We start from the raw sequence: 16947 nt of genomic DNA, 5'->3' as shown, positions 1-16947 counted from the left end.
CATGGGCTTCTGCCGGCCGGTAAAGACTTTGGCGTCGCTGATGGGGACAGTGAGCGGCAGGCGTGCGGTGGACAGCTTGACGTGCCGGATCAGATCGACAGTACTCATTGATACTCCTGGGAAAGGGGGCAACGTTACCCCGCTCACATATAATACAAGCTGACAACTTGTATTACAAGATGCGCCGTCACTCCAGTCCCAGGCTTTGACGATCTACTGGGTTCCACTGGGGGACCGGATCCTCCCAGGCCAGGCACCCTCGACGACACGGTGGCGAGCAGCCGAGGGAGCCCTCTATTTCCAGTAGGTGGAGATGCAGGCGAGGGGATCGCCCGATTTCGTCTCCGCCGTGCCGTTGTAGCCGGTCAAGAGCGCCGCCTTCCGTTCGTCTGCCGAGCCGTGCGGGGCCGTTCCGCCGGGGAGTGTGTCGCCAATGGACTCCAGGCCGGCAATGGCTTCTTCGTAGTCACCTGGCTCCAGCAGCCCTTCGTAATAGGCAGTGGCCATCCAATTGCCTGCGAAGCAGTCGGCTATGAGTTCAATGTTTTTTCCTTGCGGTGCGGCCGATATTGGCGATTCCGGATGCAATTTGTTGTAACCCAGCTGGATCGCATTCTGAACGTGGTGGCCGAACTCGTGGGCCACAAGGATGGCGGCAGCAAAGTCACCCTTGGTCTTGCTGTTGCGTTCGAAGACGTCCCCTGTCCACATCTTCTGGAAGGTCGTGACGGGGAGAATAATTGTCCCGTCATGTTGGCTGTCGCTGTCCTTGGGGCAGTAATAAGAGTTCGGATGATCACTGGTGAGGGGCACGGTGAAGCATTTGCTCGTGGTTGTCGTATTTGGCTCGATGAGGATGAAGTATACGGACGGTTGAGGCAGGCCAACTGAAGGGAACCACTTCGCCCATTGGTTTCCTACATCGTCCATAACGAAATTCAGGTACTGCTCCACGGTGTACGAGTAGTCGCTACCCGGGATGACCTGGCTTTGCGGAGGCGCAGCACCGAGCGGTGCATCACCCAATGGGTCGCTCTCGATGCAATGGCCCGGGTTAAGCCTGTCGGTGCTTGAGCAACTGACAGTTGCTGTGGCGGTTGGCGGTTGAGCCGTGGGGGTGACGGTTTGCCTTTGCGCTGTAGGGGTGGCGGCCGGCGTGGGAGTTTCAAATTGCGGTTGGGCCGTGATGGTCGCTGGGATCGTTGCAGAATCCGTTGTGAGAGCGGCAGAGGTTGCTGGGCCGGCGGGTGGCCCTTGGTTGGCAGGTGTGGCGGGCTGCGAACTGCAGCCGGATATGACCAGGGCAAAAAATGCGGTCATCGAGAGAAACTTTGCGATTTTGCGGGGGAGCGAATTCACTGTTGCCTCCTGGCAATTAATGACGAGCTGAATTCGGTGGGGAGCCCCTGCACTCCCTGCGGCGGATGGGAAAACCTGGATATTGGGGCCATGAAAGGCCGCGTTTGGGTCCGCCAATTCTAAGGATCATTTAGCGCGTATAGCTATTGTCCTGCCTCCCTAATCTGTTTTGGGGGAGCTAACTGGAGATCTCCGTACAATTCCGGGTTTGACACGCGGGCGGAGTCCTGACAGGCGCCGATACCTACAACAGCCCTGTCTCGAAGCATCAGCCCATCGGGAATGAACACCGCCTGGCGCTTCTCGGGCACGCCGAAGACGGCCGTCTCTCCAGGGCGCCGTCGGCGGTGGCATCCGAGGGAGGGTTCACCACTTGGCCGGCGCGGTGGTAACCGTGATGAAATAACGGCATCCGCGCCGGCGTTTCTTCAATGAGTGGGAGTACGGCCAGGAGGCGCCAATGACCAGGATCCAGGTCATCATGGGAACAACCAGGACGGGCCGCTTCAGCGAACGTGTCGCCCCTTGGGTGCAGCAGCGGCTGCGGGAGCACGGGTTGGACGTGGAACTGCTGGATCTCCGCGACTATCCGCTGCCGTTCTTCGACCAAAAACCGCCGTCCGTCACCGGGCGTGACTACCCAACCGAGGCAATCGCGGCGCTGGGCCGCAAACTTGATGAAGCGGACGGGTTCGTCATCATGAGTGGTGAATACAACCACGGCTACCCCGCAGTGTTGAAGAACGCCATCGATCACACCTTCATCGAGTGGCAGCGCAAACCTGTTGGCTTCGTCGGCTGGGGCGGCGTAGGGGGAGCCCGGGTGATCGAACAACTCCGACTGGTGGCCGTGGAACTTGACATGGCAGCCATCCGCCAGGCCGTGCACATCCTGCCTGACGTCATACGCCCGGCACTGAAATCCAAAGACCCTGCTGACTTCAGCGTCTTCGAGCCTATCGAGCCCCGGCTCAAAGCTCTCGCCGAAGGGCTCAAGTGGTGGGCCGAAACCCTCGCCAAAGGCCGCGCCATCGACTACGAATGACGGGCTTGCCGCACCCGTGACACGGGTCGTCGTCGGTGACGACGACATGCCTGGGCACCAGAACCGCCGCCTTCGAGACCGCCTGGTTAAAGCGCAAACCCCGCATGTCTACCTACCGGGTTTATTTGCCGCGTTCTGTGAACTCATCATCGAGTTCGTAGTGGCGGAATTCCGTTTCGGGATCCGATTCGCCCGTAGTGACGATTTCATGATCGAGCTGTCGCTGGATCCTGCTGTCCAGTACCTGAACATCGTTATCGGTCATCACTTCCAGATCCTCCGGGAAGTCGTCGTCCGGGGTGAGGCGCAGCTTGTCCGTCATCTCTTGGCCATCCTTCAGGTACTGTCCCGATTAATCGTGTGTGGATCAGTGTACTGGGGCCTGGCCGCAGGGCGCGCGGGTGTCCAGAGCGTCTCGACCCACCGGCCTGCGGTGGAACTCCCGGACCGACATCCGCGGCGTCGATCTGCTGACGACGAGGCGAGGTCACAGGTGTGCGTGCTTCAGGGTGCCGTCTCATAGCCGATGAGCCAGTGGAGCCCGTGGCGGTCGATGACCTGGCCGTCCGCCGCGCCCCATGGCTTCGGGCCAAGGGGATCGACCACCCTGCCGCCCAAGGCGAGCTTGTCGAACCACTGGTGAAGAACGGCAGGTACGGCGGTTCCCAGCAGCGAGAGCATCAGCCCCTCAGATTGGACGGCATTCTCGCCGGTGGCCGCGTCCGCCCCGGCCACGGCGACCGGGCCTGCGAGGACGCCGTGGGCTATGGCATCCGGTGGTCCGTCATTCCGGCTGAACTCCCGGTACGTGAACAAGGAGAGTTCGCCGCCGAAAACGTCCGCGTAGAAACCAAGTGCTTCACGCGCCGTGCCGGGGAACATGACATAGATTTGCGGCGCCGTCATGGCCCACAGCGTACACGGCGTTTCTTGCCCAGGGGAGCGAGAACACGGTGTCTGGGCGGATGTTGCCGGGGGACCGCGGGTCCGACGAGTGTGGCAGGCACCACGGGCGCCGTTGCGCGCGGCAGCGGTGGTTCGAAGCTAGCGTGGAGTGACCCCCAGCGATCCAGAGGACCATGAAAACCGCCCTTCTGCCTTCCAAAGCCCTAACGGCCGCCGTTGTCTTGCTGCTGGGTGGGTCATTAGCAGGATGTGACGCCACAGCCCACGCCTTCGACGACGGCCAGCCTGGCCCAGGCATCGCCTCAGGAGCAACTGTGCATGCCGAAGCTTCCGTTGACGCCGCGAGAGCTCTCGCCCAACTGGAAACCATCCAAGTAAAAGGTCGGGCGCCCAAGACCGGCTATACCCGCGATGAGTTCGGGCCGGCGTGGGCGGACGTCGACCACAACGGTTGTGATACCCGCAATGACATTCTTGGGCGTGATCTCCTGGACAAGACTTTCAAGCCCGGCACCAATGGCTGTGTCGTTGCCAGCGGCACCTTGGCCGACAAGTACACCGGCTCGAGGATCGGCTTCGTCCGCGGCCAGGACACGAGTTCCAGGGTCCAGATCGACCATATCGTTCCACTCAGTGATGCATGGCAGAAAGGTGCACAGCAGCTCAGTGAAGAGCGGCGCAAGGAATTCGCCAACGACCCGCTTAACCTCATGGCTGCGGACGGACCGACCAACGCCGCCAAGGGTGACAGCGACGCGGCAACGTGGCTGCCGCCGAACAAAGCCTTCCGTTGCGACTACGTCGCCCGCCAGACTACCGTCAAGGCCAAGTACAGCCTCTGGGTCACTCCGGCCGAGCATGATTCCATCGCCCGCACCCTTAAGGACTGCAATTAGAGGAGGTGCCTGCGTCGCCCGTCCTCTGATTCCTGGTTAGAGCCCGCATATGAGCTGCGAACGCCCAATGGAAAGTAGTTTCCAATTTGGAAACTACTTGTTTAGATGGACAGACATTCAACTGAGCGAGGAGTTTCCGTGACAAACCATCCAACCCCGGAGCAAGCCTGTGAGCAGCTCTCTGCCGTCCAGGCCCGCAGCATCACCTCAGAGCGGGACCGTTCGGTCCACGCCCTGGCAACGGCTGTGTTCGGTGCTACCACGGCCTTTTACATGGCGAGTCAGAATATCCTCGCTGGCGGCATGGCCCATGCCGTGAAGACCGTTGCCTTCATTGCCTTGTGGCTGCTCGTTGCCTGGTGGATCGAACGGGCAGCGAAAACGGTCCCTCGAAGGGCGAGGTTGTGGTCAAGGACAGGCATTGCAGGATCCTTCGTCCTGTCCTTGATCGCCGTTCTGCCCTGGCTCAACCATGCGTCCCAATCCGCCGACAACACGTGGCCCATGGTCGCTCTGGGCGCCGTCCTCGCCGCCGCCCCAGCCTTGGTGGCCGCTGCAGCTATCCGTTGGATCTCCAGGTGAGCAGTGCCGGCCAGCATGCCCGGCACAGGCTGGATGAGCACATTCACGCACCCGTCCGGTTCAGTATCGTTGCCGCCTTGGCGCAGGTCGACGAAGCCGAGTTCGCCCACGTCCGCGACACGATCGAGGTGACGGCCCCGGTGCTCTCCAAGCAGGCTGCCCAACTCGAAGCTGTCGGCTACATCAAAATCCGAAAAGGCTACGTCGGAAAACGCCCGCGGACCTGGCTCTCCCTCACGCCTGCCGGGCGGACTGCCTACCAGCACCACCTCGAAGCGCTCCGGTCCATCGCCGCCGGACTGTAGGGGCCCCTGCCTGGTACGCGACAGTGCGGGACGGTCAAGCAGGCACCGGAGAATCGAACGCCGAGGCCAACCGGCCGCCGGCCCCCCAAGCGAATGAGTGTGTGGAGTGGCCAGCTGCGCGCGTCTGTCACTGAGCTAACCAGCACGGCGGACGTGGCAGGCCGGGTGTCAGCGGGGGTTTTCGATCGAAACTGACTCCTGGTGTTCAGGAACGCGGACTTTCCAGCCAAGTTGACGCTTGATTCGGACACGGAGAGCGTCAGCGGCGTCCGGCTCCCCGTGCGTGATGTAGGTCATGTCTGGTGCCTGTGGGGCTGCCTGCATCCATTGGAGCAATTCATTGGAGTCCGCGTGCGCGGAGAGGCCTTCCATCTGGATGACTTCTGCTTCGATGTGGACATCCTGCCCGTAGATGCGGAGGTGTTTTCCACCTTCGGCGAGTGCTGCGCCGCGCGTGCCTCCGGCCTGGTATCCGCTAAGGATGATGGCATTGCGCTTGTCTGGGCCGTAGGCAGCGAGGTGGTGCAGGATCCGGCCGCCCGTGAGCATGCCGCTGGCGGAGATGATGATCATGGGTCCGCCGCGGAGGTTGAGCAGTTTCGATTCGTCCGCGCTGCGGATGGGCTTCGCGACCCTGTACATGGCTTCAAAGTCGTGCTGTGCCAGCCTGTGTTCCTCGCGGTGGCGCTGATACATACCGGAGGCGTCGATCGCCATCGGGCTGTTGAGGTATATGGGGATGGCGGGAATCGCATGCCGGGCCAGGAGGCGGGAGAGGTACAGGAGGACGGTCTCGGCCCGGCCGACGGCGAACGCGGCGATCATGATGACTCCATGTCGCTTGGCCACGCGGCTGATGATTTCGCCGAGTTCAGCTTCCGGGTTTCCGCCTGGGTGTGTCCGGTTGCCGTAAGTGGATTCCGTGACAAGGACGTTAGTGGTCCCAAGGTCTCGAGGCGGGTACATCAGGGGGTCGTTCCTGCGTCCCAGATCGCCGGTGAAATGCACGGTGTGGCCTGCGAGTGCGAGGTGTACCTGTGCTGCCCCAAGGATATGCCCGGCCGGAAGGAATGTTGCCTCGATGCCCCCTGGCAGCAGGAAAGGGGAGTCGAAGGCCCGGGTTTGAAAACTGTCCAGCGACCGGACGGCGTCTTCAGCGGTATAGAGGGGCATGGGCGGATGGTGCGTTGACGATTCGGTGCGGTCCGCATACCGGGCCTCCTCCTCCTGGAGATAACCGCTGTCCGGGAGCAGGAGGGAACACAGTTCCGCGGTACCGGGTGTCGAGTAAACAGGACCGCGAAAACCATCGCGTACCAAGGCGGGGATGTACCCGCTGTGATCCAAATGGGCATGGGTGAGGACCACCGCATCGACACTCGCCGGGCTGACCTGCAACGGAGTGCGGTTTCGATCACGGAGGACCTTATAGCCTTGGAAAAGTCCGCACTCAACAAGGATCCGGTGATTTTGCGAACGGACCAAGTATCGGGAACCTGTCACCGTGTCCGTAGCGCCCAGGAACTGCAGCGCTGGTGGATGTTGCCCGCTCATACGTGCTCCTGATCCGCCTGGCTGGGTGACCCAACCATGCGCTCGACTCGTTGGCCGTAAAGGGCCACGCAGGGCCCGCCGTCCTTTCAGTAGATACCTGACCTGTGGGCGCCGACAGGGCCTAACGCCCTGCCTCCGGGGAGGGAATCCTGGGTTCATGCCTGCACTCCGGATCCCTATCCCAAAATTGCGTCCATTTCCCGGCCCGCGATGTCCACGATGCGTTGCATGGCCGCATGTGCCGCCGCGGGTTCGCTGGCGACAACGGCCCGTGCGACTTCGAGGTGCAGGCGCAGCGGCTCTGGTTCGGGCCGGTCGGGCATCAGCCCGTGGTGGGTCCGGCCGGTCAGGACCTCTCCGATCGCCGATTCCAGGTTGAGCAGCATCTCGTTGCCGGACGCTTTGAGGATCAACGCGTGGAATTGGATGTCCAGGGGAAGAAAGGCTTCGAGGTCGCCGGCTTCGGCCGTGACTTCAAGTCCTGCCGCGAGTTCAAGCAGCAGGCGGCCGTCCTCCGCCGCTATCCGCGTGGCAGCGAGTTTTGCGGCCAGCGGTTCGACGGCGGAGCGGAGCTCGGTCAGTGACCGAAGCTGGGCTGCCCTGCCTGAACCATTCAGCCGCCACCTGACCACGAGCGGATCGAAAACGTTCCATTCGGATTGGGGGCGGATGGATACGCCCACGCTGCGGCGGGAGGTCACCATTCCCAGCGTTTCCAGGACGCGCAGGCCTTCGCGGAGCACGGATCGCGTGACGTCGTACTGCTGCTCCATGTCTTCGGAGCGGAGCACCAGTCCGGTGGCCAGCTTGCCGGACGTAATGTCACTCCCGAGCCGCTCGACGATCGCAGAATGCCTGCTGACGTGCCGGGCGGTCCCTGGTTGATCAGTCATCGCAGCGTCCCCCTTTGGGCCGGAGGCACGTCAATTTGCTGGCAGCGCCGCCGGGTTCCATAAATCGTATTTAGTGTGTACGGTGATCCACAGCATATTTGGCGGTCCGGTCAAAAACAAACAGATCCCGGTTCCGCCCCAACCCAAGGAAACCCATGACACCCCTCCTCCTTCCTGCGGCAGCGCAGCCCTGGAACGGCCACGACACCCAACTCGTGGTGGTCGCCGCGATCGGCATCGCCCTCATCGTGCTGCTGATCGTCAAATTCAAGCTTCATCCCTTCCTGTCACTGGTGCTCGGCTCGGCCTTTGTCGGGCTGGCGTCAGGCGTCGGCTTGGACAAGGTCATCAGCAACTTCGAAGACGGCGTGGGCAACACCCTGAAGGAAGTGGGCCTGCTGATTGCCCTGGGCGCGATGCTGGGCAAACTGCTTGCCGATTCCGGCGGGGCAAACCGCGTGGTGGACACCTTGCTCGGCAAGGTCTCCCCGAAGCTCCTGCCGTGGGCCATGGCCCTGGTGGCGGTGATCATCGGTCTGCCGATGTTCTTCGAGATCGGCCTGGTGCTCCTGTTGCCGGTCATCGTGCTGGTCGCCCAGCGGTCCGGCGGAAAGCTGATGCGCGTCGCCATACCAGCCCTTGCCGGCCTTTCCGTGCTCCACGGACTGGTCCCGCCGCACCCCGGCCCCCTGGTTGCCATTTCCAGCCTGAACGCCCCGCTCGGCATCACACTTGCCCTCGGCCTCCTGATCGCCATCCCCACCGTCATTATCTGCGGACCGCTTTTCGCGATCTACGCCGCCCGCTGGGTCCCCGTCGACGCACCGAAGCTGGCCGGCGGTATCGACACCGAACACACGCAGGCGGACCCGGACGCCAAACGCCAGCCGACCTTCCTCGTCACCCTGCTGACCATCGTCTTCCCTGTCGTGCTCATGCTCCTCAAGGCCATCGTTGACATCATTTCCCCGGACGCCAAGAACCCCAGCGCGGCACGCGTGTTCTTCGACTTCATCGGTGAACCGCTCGTCGCCATGACCCTCGCCGTGCTCCTGGCCCTGGTGACCTTCGGCTACGCCGTCGGCTTCTCCGGCAACAAGATCGGCGGCAAGATCGGTGCCTCCGTGGGACCGATCGCCGCGGTGATCCTCATCGTCGGCGCCGGCGGCGGGTTCAAGCAGACACTGATCGGCGCCGGCGTCGGAGACGCCGTCGCGAAATGGGCCACCGGCGCGAACATCTCGGTGCTGGTCCTCGGGTTCCTCATCGCCGTGGCCATGCGGCTGGCCACGGGTTCGGCCACGGTGGCAACCGTCACGGCGGCCGGCATCGTCGCCCCATTGGCCACGTCCCTTTCCCCGGCGCACGCAGGCCTGTTGGCACTCGCGGTGGGTGCAGGATCGCTGTTCCTCTCCCACGTCAACGACGCCGGATTCTGGCTGGTCAAGGAACTCTTCGGCCTGACCGTGGGCCAGACCTTCAAGACCTGGTCAGTGATGGAGACGCTGATCTCGCTCGTCGGCTTCGGCCTGGTGATGCTTCTTTCCGTGGTGATTCCATGACGCAGGATCCAGTGCCCGCACCAGGGCAGGACCAACAGCCCGTCCTCGTCATCATGGGTGTCTCAGGTTCCGGCAAGTCCACGGTGGCAGGCATCCTCGCCGGCCAGCTTGGTTGGGACCTTGAGGAAGGCGACGACCTCCACTCACCGGAAAACATCGAAAAGATGGCGTCCGGCATCCCGCTGACCGATGACGACCGTTGGCCCTGGCTCGACACGATCGCCTCCTGGATCATCGAACACACCATGGCCGGGATACCAGGCATCATTACCTGCTCAGCGTTGAAGAAGATCTACCGTGACCGGCTCCGTGAGAAGAACGTCGTCTTTGTGCATCTGTCTGGCTCCAAGGAACAGATCGCACGGCGCCTGACGAGCCGCATGGACCACTACATGCCGGCCACCCTGCTGGATTCACAGATCGCCACCCTGGAACCTCCGGGACCGGAGGAAAATACCGTCGTCATCGACGTGGGCCGCACACCCGCAGAGGAAGCAGCCGAAATCGTCCGCCGTCTGGGCCTTTCCCCTGCCGCAGGCTCCTCGGCCCTCGGCCACCCCAGGCCGGGCACGTCGTCCGCCGGCACGTCCGCTGCCGGAAGCGACGGCTAGGGCCACCTCAGGAGTGGCCACAAAATGCAGCGCGCCAATGGCGCGCTGCATTTTTCTTTGCCCGGAATCGATCCGCCGCATTTCGGGTAGTTTCCTATCGCGTTCTCGGGGTACATCTTCACGCCGCATCTCGTGATGGTGCACCTGTTGAAGGCCCGGGTGTTTCAGTGCTCCCGGTCAGCAGTCGTCGACAATCTTGCCGAGGACACCGCCGATGGCGCCGCCGACGGCCGCGCCGCCCGGCCCCCCGAAGTATCCTCCGATGATGGCTCCCGCCCCGGCCAGGGTCCCTTGCCAGTTGCCGCCTGATTTTTTGTAGACGACTGTGGTCTGTCCACCGGAACTGGTTGGCACGTAGGAGCCCATGGCGCCGGATGCATAGGACAGCGCCACGGGGGTGGCGTTGCCGCGGACCAAGAGCTCTTCGTACGCCTTCTTGACCTCGGTGTGGGCCGCGGCAGCGTCGTGTTTGCCGCCCGTGACGGCGTATCCCAGTTCGCAGATGCGCGTCAGCACGGGCAGCTCCGATTCGGTGACGAACTGAAGCTCAAGGAGTTTGTTGAGGACGATCTTGTCGGCCTTGAGACGGTCGCCGCCTGCCTCGGCCATGATCCTCTTGACTTCCCTCCCCGCGGCGCTTTGCATCTCGCTGACGCCGATCCCAAGGAGAGGTTCGAAAGTGGTCATTGGAACGCCTTTCTGCTGGATGGTGTGTACGCGGGCACCCGCGTTCTCGCAGTTTGCTCCCGCCGCGCGCTCGATGGAAGACCGCACTTAAAGTCCGCGCCGGACCAGGGTGACTTCCCGGCGGGCACCGCATGCCGGGACCGGCCGCCTCAAGGGGCCGCCCTGGACTGGCACCGCGGGGAGGTTCAGGCTCCGCCCGTCGCCTGGACCTGCCGCAGGATCTCGTCCACCACGTCATGGAGCGGCGCGGTGGCGTCGATGGCGATGCCGCCAGGCGGGATGTCCTCCCGTGTCCTGTGCAGCTGCTCAATCAGTGCCCGCTCCGCCGGCCGCCCACCCCATTCCTCATCGGGGCGCCCGTCAAGCCGCCGTTTCAGCGTCTCCAGGTCCACCTCCAAGACGAAGACGCCGTCAAACAGGTGGATGAACTTTCCGAGGTTTCTTGAACCGCCGCAGAAAAAGGTCACTGCCTCACTCCGGTCCGAGGCGAGGGCTTCCACGTCGCCCACCCGCCAGAGGTGGTGATGATGCGCAGCGGCGCCGGTGATGCCCGCCTGTGGTTCGCCGGTTTCCGGATCACCCTGGTAGGCCAGCTCCCGGTCGCCATTGATGGCTTGGAAGCCGCGCCGCCGCAACTCGTTGCATACGGCGGTCTTTCCGGTCCCTGAACCACCTTCCACCAGGTAATTCCTTCTGCCCATGCCTGATGGTACCCAGCCGTCAACCGGCTGCGGCCGGAAATGGTTTGATTGGTCAGTGCTCCGTTTCAAACGCTACCTGGTTCTCTGCCTCTTCCTGGTGGGCGTTATGACCGCGTTCTCGTTCTGGGCCATCGGGCAGCCGGGCGCTGACGCACACGGGGCCTTTTCGCCGCCGCCCCGGGCGGCCGTAAAGATGGATGCGTTGTCCGCCGGCATGACGACGGCGGTGAAGGTGACCAGGACCCCGGACGGTGGGTGGCTCGCGCAGGCGGCCGCGCAGACCGGGATCCCCGCTACCGTGCTGCGCGTGTATGTTGCCGCAGCTGCTGCTGCCAACGATTCCAATCCTGGCTGCGGGATCGGCTGGAACACGGTGGCGGCCGTGGGCTTCGTCGAATCGGCGCACGGAACTTACGGCGGCGGGAGCCTGGACAAGGACGGTCACGCAACGGGCCCCATTGTGGGCCCAAGCCTCAACGGCGCCGGCTTCGCCGCCATCCCTGACACGGACGGCGGTGCCCTGGATGGTGACGCCCGCTGGGACCATGCCGTTGGACCGATGCAGTTCATCCCTTCCACCTGGAAGATGGCGGGCCTGGACGGAAACGGCGACGGCCTGGCGGATCCGTTCAACCTGGACGACGCCGCCCTCACCGCCGCGACGTACCTGTGCGGCCACGGCCGCGACCTGACCACAGCGCAGGGGTGGACTAATGCCATCTACGCGTACAACCAGTCAGATGCCTACATCCGGCAGGTGCGCGCCCAGGCCACTGCCTATGCCGCGAAGACGGGCACGGCCGAGTAGCACAGAATTAAGGGCGTGGTTAGACACCTGCCAGGGCAATCCGCCACACCCGCACGGCAGGTAGTCTGGGCGCGTGGACTTCTCCTGCGAACTCGCCAACGGCATCGTGCTCCGTCCCGTCCACCTGTCTGACGCCGCGCCGCTGGCCGCCGCGTTCCAGGCCAACCGCGCTTACCTCGCACCGTGGGAACCGGTCAGGCCCGAGGAGTTCTACACGGTCCAGGGCCAGCATGACGTCCTCACCCGGCGGGTGAAGGACCTCGACGACGGCACCGCACTCCCGATGGTCCTCGTGGCGGACAAGGCAGTGGTCGGCCTGCTGACCCTGAGCTCGATCGTCCGCGGCGCCTTCCAAAACGCCCACGTGGGTTACTGGACCGCACAGGACGCCCAAGGGGGAGGGCTCATGACGTCGGCGCTGGCCGCGGCGATGATCATTGCCAAGGCCCAACTCGGCCTGCACCGCCTCGAGGCGGCCACGCTCCTGCACAACACGGCATCGCAACGGGTGCTGGAGAAGAACGGCTTCGAGGCGTACGGCACCGCCCGGGCCTACCTGCGGATCGCCGGCCAGTGGCAGGACCACCGCATGTACCAGCGCATCCTTTAAGAGCGCCGGACCGCGGCAGCCGCTGCCGCTTTGAGACGCGGGGAGCCTACTTTTCGTCCGGCCCAAGGTCCGGGCCGGACACGAACTGCGCTGCGCGGGTGGCGCTGCCTTGCAGTTCGAGAATGGCGAGTTCGTTGCTGCCGGCCCGGATCAGGGGCCCTGGCACGTAGAGAGTGCGCTGCGGCCCGCGGCTCCAGTAACGGCCCAGGTTGAAGCCGTTGATGAAGGCGTTGCCCTTGGTCCATCCGTCCAGCCGCAAATACCGGTCGCCGGGAGCGTCGGCCGTGAAGATGGCGAAGGAGACGGAAGGTCCGGCCACGCCGCCGGAGCCGTGCGGCGCACCGCCCCCGGAACCGGGCAGCGGCACTGCAGCGGCCCGGAAAGCCGCAAGGGACGAAAGGTCCACACGCCGGATGGTCCAGTCCGCAAGCTCAACGCCATTCAGCAGCGCCGGCCCGATCAGGCCCTTGGCTTCGCCGATCCTTGGCCCGTAGTTGACCCGGCCCTGGTCTTCGACCAGGATCTGCAGTTTCCCACCTGACGGCAGGACGATGGTGCGCTCGCCGAGTTCGCGGGCCAGGACACCCGCCGGGATGCCGTCCAGGAAGAACTGGGCGCGGTCACGCACGTCGCTGAAGGTGAGGACTCCGGCGTCGGGCATGTGCCGTTCGTAGAGGACAAACCCCCGGTACTGGCCGGTGGCCTCGCCCGGTGGCACGGGGCCGGGGACCGCTGCGGCGGGCAGGGCGCCGGCAACGTCCAGCAGCGCGGCGCTCGACCCCACAACCACCGCCGCCTCGGCAGCGGCCGGGCGCCGCGAAGGGACCTCCGGAGGAACGGGGAAATGTTTGGCTATGACCTCGCGGAACGCAAAGTACTTGTCGGTGGGGTATCCGTCCTCGGACAGCGGGGCGTCATAGTCGTAGGAGGTGATGGTGGGTTCGTAGATGCCTTTGTCGTTCGCGCCGTTGGTGAATCCGAAGTTCGTGCCGCCGTGGAACATGTAGATATTCACCGACGCCCCGGCGGACAGCAAGGTGTCCAGCTCGGCGGCGTCCGTGGTGTGGTGGTGCGTTCCCCAGGTGTCGAACCAGCCGTTCCAGAACTCTGCACACATGAGCGGGCCGTCCGCCTGCCGTTCCCGCAGGAACGCAAGCCGCTCGGCGGCGCGGGAACCAAAAGTGCCGGTCTTGTGCAGCCCTGGCAGTGAGCCGTCCTCGATCATGGTCCCGAACGGCTGGTCGCAGGTAAACAGGGGAACGTCCACGCCTGCCCGCCTTGCGACGTCCACCAGGTGTTGCAGGTACGCCTTGTCCGAGCCTTAGGCGCCGTACTCGTTCTCGATCTGGAACAGGATGACCGGCCCGCCGCGGGTGGCCTGCCGCTCCGCGACGATGGGCAGCAGGTTCTCCATGAAACCATCCACCGCCGCCAGGTAACGGGGTTCGCTGCTGCGGATACCGATGGAGGGATCGGTGAAAAGCCACGCCGGCAGTCCGCCGTTGTCCCATTCCGCGCAGATATACGGCCCCGGCCGCACGATGGCCCGCATTCCTTCCGCGTCTGCCAGGTCCAGGAACCGGGCAAGGTCCAGGCCGCCGCCGGTCCGGAACACTCCGGGAGCGGGGGAGTGCTCGTTCCACGGCACGTACGTTTCGATGGTGTTCAGGCCCATCAGCCGCGCCTTGCGGATCCGGTCTGCCCAAAGGTCCGGGTGGACGCGGAAGTAGTGGATGGCCCCGGAGAGGATGCGGAACGGCTCCCCGTCCAGCCGGAAGTCGCGGCTGCCGATGGCAAAGGTGTGCACGGAGGGAATCCTAGGAAGTACGCAGGACGGAAGAGTAGGCATAGGCGGCGTTGCTCCAAGCCACAAACAGCAGCGGTGCCGGTGCCAGGGCCACGCCCAGGAGCGGTTGCAGCACGGCCGCGGAGGCAATGATCCCCAGCAGCACCAGCATGGCCAGGCTCAGGTACCAGCGCTGGACGGACAGGTAGAGGGACGCCTTGAGCAGGCTTTTCAGCCCGCTGCCGGGAAGGAGTACGACGCCGGCAATCGCCATCACGGCCACGCTCACGGTCATCGCGGCGGCCACCACGATCACGGGCACCAGGAGTGCGGCGGCCGGCATGGACTGCACGATCGCCAGGTCCACGCCAAGGAAGAGCAGTACCGCCACGGCCGCGACTCCGAGCAGGGCCGCCCGACGGAAACCGCGCCGGTAGCCCCGCAGGAAGGAGGCCACCGGCTTGGCCGCGGCGCCGTCGTCGTGCAATGCCTGGAAGGAGGCGAAGAGTCCGGCGAGCGACGGCGCAACGGTGACGCACAGCGCCAGGAAGAAAGGCCATGCCGCGGCCGGATCCGCCACCAGGGCAAGGCACAGCACCAGCGGGGCGTTGGCGAGCGCCACGAGCACATTACCGGCCAGGAAGGTGTAGATGAAGCCGAAAATGCTGCCGAACGCGTCGAACCCGGGGTTGGGGATGCGCCCGGCCAGGCTGCGCCGTGGGGGCCCACCCGGCCGGGACGTGTGGTCCTGCGCCACGGAGGTCATCCCTTCATCCCGCTCGTGGCGATGCCCTGGATGAAGTACCGCTGCCCGATGAGGAAGATGGCCAGGATGGGGATCACCGAGATGACGGACCCGGTCATGATCATGGCGTACTCGGCGTCGAACTGGCCCACGAAGGAACGCAGCCCCAGCTGAACGGTCCAGAGCCGGTTGGAGGTGAGGTAGATGAACGGGCCCATGTAGTCGTTCCACGTGTTCACGAACGTCAGCAGTGCCAGGCTGGCCAGCGCCGGCTTGGACAGCGGCAGGATCACCCGGGCCCAGATCCCGTATTCGCTCAAGCCATCGATCCGGGCGGCTTCGCACAGTTCATCAGGGATGGTCATGTAGTACTGCCGCATCAGGAAAACACCGAATGCGCCGAACGCCTGGAGCAGGATCAGGGCGTTGAAGCTGTTGGTCAGGCCCAGGTTCTGCATCATGATGTACTGCGGCACCATGTAGGCCTGCCAGGGCACGGCGATGGTGCCGATGTAGCAGAGGAACAGGACGTCCCGGCCCGGGAAACGGACCTTGGAGAAGCCGTAGGCTGCCAGCGATCCGGTGACCACCTGCAGGCAGGTGATGATCACGGCCAGGTACAGCGAGTTCTGCAGGTACCCCATCATGGGGATCCGGGTCCAGATGTCCGTGTAGTTGCTCCACACGAACTCGCTGGGAATCCACTGGATGGGCACCGTGAGGACCTGGTTGTTTTCCTTCAGCGAGGAGGAGACCATCCAGATGAACGGCACCATGAGCGCCACCACGAGCACGGCCAGCACGGCGTAGATGACAAGGTCTGTGGTGCGTTTTTTCTGCTCCCGCGGTGAACGGCGGCGTTCGGTGCGGCGGTCCTCTTCGGCGGTGTTCGGGGGAAGCCCGATTCCCAGGAGCCGGGACTCGGCCTTGAGGTCTTCGGCCATGTTGGTCATCAGCGTTCCCTCCGCTGTTGGATCTTGAACTGCAGGACGGTGACCGTCAGCACGATCAGGAACAGCACGAGCGAGATCGCGGACGAGTAGCCGAACTTCCCCTCGCCGATGCCCTCCTGGTAGATGAGCTGGGACAGGACCGTGGTGGAGCGGCCGGGACCGCCGTTGGTCATCACCACGATGAGGTCGAAGACCTTGAAACTGGAAACCGTCAGCATGACCACCACGAAGAACGTGGTGGGCCGCAGCGACGGAATGGTGACGTTCCAGAACCGCTGCCAGGCGCTGGCGCCGTCAACCTCCGCGGCCTCGTAAAGTTCCGAGGGGATGGCCTGCAGGCCCGCCAGGTACAGCACCATGTAATAGCCCATGTCCCGCCAGACGCTGGTGATGATGACGGCGGGAAGTGCCCAGTCCGAGCTGGAGGTCCAGCCCGGCGCGTTGGCGATGCCGATCGCGTGCAGGAACTGGTTGATGGGTCCGTTGTCCGGGCTGAAGAGCATGTTCCAGACGACGGCGACGGCCACCAGGGAGGTGATGTACGGGAAGAAGATGGCCACCCGGAAGAAGCCGATGCCTTTGAGCTTGCGGTTCAGCAGCATGGCCAGCAGCAGGGCCAGGGCCATGGTCAGCGGCACGTGCCCGATCGCGTAGACCACGGTGTTCCGCAGGGCCACCCAGAAGGAGTCGCTGGCCAGCATCCGCTGGAAGTTCGCCAGTCCCACCCACTTGGGGGCACTGAAGGAGGTCCATTCCATGAAGGAAAGGGCGAATGCGGCCAGCACCGGGATGAGCGTGAAGGCCAGGAATCCCAGGAAGTTCGGCAGGATGAACGTCCAGCCGATCAGGGTGTTGCGCCGCGCCTGTTTCCGGTTGCCCCGGCCGGGAGCCGGGGCTGCAGCGGGCGCGGCGGCCGGGGTGATGGTTTTGGTTGTCATGGCTGC

Annotated in this window: 18 protein-coding genes and 1 pseudogene; 8 read left to right on the top strand and 11 right to left on the bottom strand. The window is 64.2% G+C overall.

What is annotated here, in order from left to right; genetic code table 11:
• Window positions 1-294 precede the first annotated feature (294 nt).
• Window positions 295-1359, bottom strand: coding sequence for a neutral zinc metallopeptidase (locus tag DC347_RS05535; RefSeq protein WP_109044681.1), 1065 nt, complete (start codon window positions 1357-1359; stop codon window positions 295-297).
• Between the two features lie 460 nt (window positions 1360-1819).
• On the opposite strand from DC347_RS05535, the gene DC347_RS05530 reads away from it, so the two are divergent.
• A complete protein-coding gene (locus tag DC347_RS05530) occupies window positions 1820-2404 on the top strand; it encodes an NADPH-dependent FMN reductase (protein ID WP_018761173.1) in 585 nt (194 codons plus the stop codon).
• 121 nt (window positions 2405-2525) lie between these two features.
• Here DC347_RS05530 and DC347_RS05525 read toward each other — a convergent pair whose 3' ends face one another.
• Complete coding sequence (locus tag DC347_RS05525; RefSeq protein WP_018761174.1) at window positions 2526-2726, bottom strand: hypothetical protein; 201 nt, start codon at window positions 2724-2726, stop codon at window positions 2526-2528.
• 182 nt (window positions 2727-2908) lie between these two features.
• A complete protein-coding gene (locus tag DC347_RS05520; RefSeq protein WP_109044680.1) occupies window positions 2909-3310 on the bottom strand; it encodes a VOC family protein in 402 nt (133 codons plus the stop codon).
• A 173-nt stretch (window positions 3311-3483) separates the two neighbouring features.
• Between DC347_RS05520 and DC347_RS05515 the strand changes: the two genes are divergently transcribed.
• From DC347_RS05515 to DC347_RS05505, 3 genes are all read left to right on the top strand, one after another.
• A complete protein-coding gene (locus DC347_RS05515; RefSeq protein ID WP_109044679.1) occupies window positions 3484-4206 on the top strand; it encodes an HNH endonuclease family protein in 723 nt (240 codons plus the stop codon).
• 138 nt (window positions 4207-4344) lie between these two features.
• Window positions 4345-4788: a hypothetical protein gene (locus DC347_RS05510; protein ID WP_109044678.1), complete on the top strand. Its 444-nt coding sequence runs from the start codon at window positions 4345-4347 to the stop codon at window positions 4786-4788.
• Entirely contained in the window at window positions 4785-5093 is a 309-nt protein-coding gene (locus tag DC347_RS05505; RefSeq protein WP_018761178.1) for a transcriptional regulator, read from the top strand. The genes DC347_RS05510 and DC347_RS05505 overlap by 4 nt, the downstream gene beginning before the upstream one ends.
• Window positions 5094-5261: 168 nt before the next feature.
• On the opposite strand, the gene DC347_RS05500 is transcribed toward DC347_RS05505, so the two are convergent.
• Both DC347_RS05500 and DC347_RS05495 read right to left on the bottom strand, forming a co-directional pair.
• Entirely contained in the window at window positions 5262-6647 is a 1386-nt protein-coding gene (locus DC347_RS05500; protein ID WP_109044677.1) for an MBL fold metallo-hydrolase RNA specificity domain-containing protein, read from the bottom strand.
• Window positions 6648-6823: 176 nt separating this feature from the next.
• Window positions 6824-7540, bottom strand: coding sequence for a FadR/GntR family transcriptional regulator (locus DC347_RS05495; protein ID WP_109044676.1), 717 nt, complete (start codon window positions 7538-7540; stop codon window positions 6824-6826).
• Window positions 7541-7695: 155 nt separating this feature from the next.
• Here DC347_RS05495 and DC347_RS05490 point away from each other — a divergent pair, with 155 nt between their 5' ends.
• Entirely contained in the window at window positions 7696-9102 is a 1407-nt protein-coding gene (locus tag DC347_RS05490; protein WP_018761181.1) for a gluconate:H+ symporter, read from the top strand.
• Window positions 9099-9713, top strand: a complete 615-nt coding sequence (locus DC347_RS05485; RefSeq protein ID WP_043423874.1) for a gluconokinase — start codon at window positions 9099-9101, stop codon at window positions 9711-9713. Before DC347_RS05490 ends, DC347_RS05485 begins: the two co-directional genes overlap by 4 nt.
• 177 nt (window positions 9714-9890) lie before the next feature.
• Here DC347_RS05485 and DC347_RS05480 read toward each other — a convergent pair whose 3' ends face one another.
• Both DC347_RS05480 and DC347_RS05475 read right to left on the bottom strand, forming a co-directional pair.
• Window positions 9891-10400, bottom strand: a complete 510-nt coding sequence (locus tag DC347_RS05480; RefSeq protein ID WP_109044675.1) for a hypothetical protein — start codon at window positions 10398-10400, stop codon at window positions 9891-9893.
• A 185-nt stretch (window positions 10401-10585) separates the two neighbouring features.
• Window positions 10586-11101, bottom strand: coding sequence for a nucleoside kinase (locus tag DC347_RS05475; RefSeq protein ID WP_109044674.1), 516 nt, complete (start codon window positions 11099-11101; stop codon window positions 10586-10588).
• Window positions 11102-11156: 55 nt separating this feature from the next.
• Between DC347_RS05475 and DC347_RS05470 the strand changes: the two genes are divergently transcribed.
• Together DC347_RS05470 and DC347_RS05465 are read left to right on the top strand one after the other, a co-directional pair.
• Entirely contained in the window at window positions 11157-11909 is a 753-nt protein-coding gene (locus DC347_RS05470) for a lytic transglycosylase domain-containing protein (protein WP_109044673.1), read from the top strand.
• Window positions 11910-11982: 73 nt separating this feature from the next.
• Complete coding sequence (locus DC347_RS05465; RefSeq protein ID WP_109044672.1) at window positions 11983-12519, top strand: GNAT family N-acetyltransferase; 537 nt, start codon at window positions 11983-11985, stop codon at window positions 12517-12519.
• A 46-nt stretch (window positions 12520-12565) separates the two neighbouring features.
• Here the strand turns inward: DC347_RS05465 and DC347_RS05460 are convergent.
• From DC347_RS05460 to DC347_RS05445, 4 genes and pseudogenes are all read right to left on the bottom strand, one after another.
• A pseudogene (locus DC347_RS05460) lies at window positions 12566-14326 on the bottom strand (beta-galactosidase family protein).
• A 10-nt stretch (window positions 14327-14336) separates the two neighbouring features.
• A complete protein-coding gene (locus tag DC347_RS05455) occupies window positions 14337-15071 on the bottom strand; it encodes a DUF624 domain-containing protein (protein ID WP_109044671.1) in 735 nt (244 codons plus the stop codon).
• The gene (locus tag DC347_RS05450; RefSeq protein WP_109044670.1) at window positions 15068-16003 is read right to left on the bottom strand and encodes a carbohydrate ABC transporter permease; all 936 of its coding nucleotides are present in this window, start codon (window positions 16001-16003) and stop codon (window positions 15068-15070) included. The genes DC347_RS05455 and DC347_RS05450 overlap by 4 nt, the downstream gene beginning before the upstream one ends.
• Complete coding sequence (locus tag DC347_RS05445; protein WP_018761190.1) at window positions 16003-16941, bottom strand: carbohydrate ABC transporter permease; 939 nt, start codon at window positions 16939-16941, stop codon at window positions 16003-16005. The genes DC347_RS05450 and DC347_RS05445 overlap by 1 nt, the downstream gene beginning before the upstream one ends.
• Between the last annotated feature and the right edge of the window lie 6 nt (window positions 16942-16947).

The sequence above is a fragment of the Pseudarthrobacter sp. AG30 genome, from assembly GCF_003116525.1.
In the GTDB taxonomy this organism is placed as follows: Bacteria; Actinomycetota; Actinomycetes; order Actinomycetales; family Micrococcaceae; genus Arthrobacter.
The sequence above is the reverse complement of the archived record's forward strand: the minus strand, read 5'-3'. Positions and strand labels throughout refer to the sequence as shown.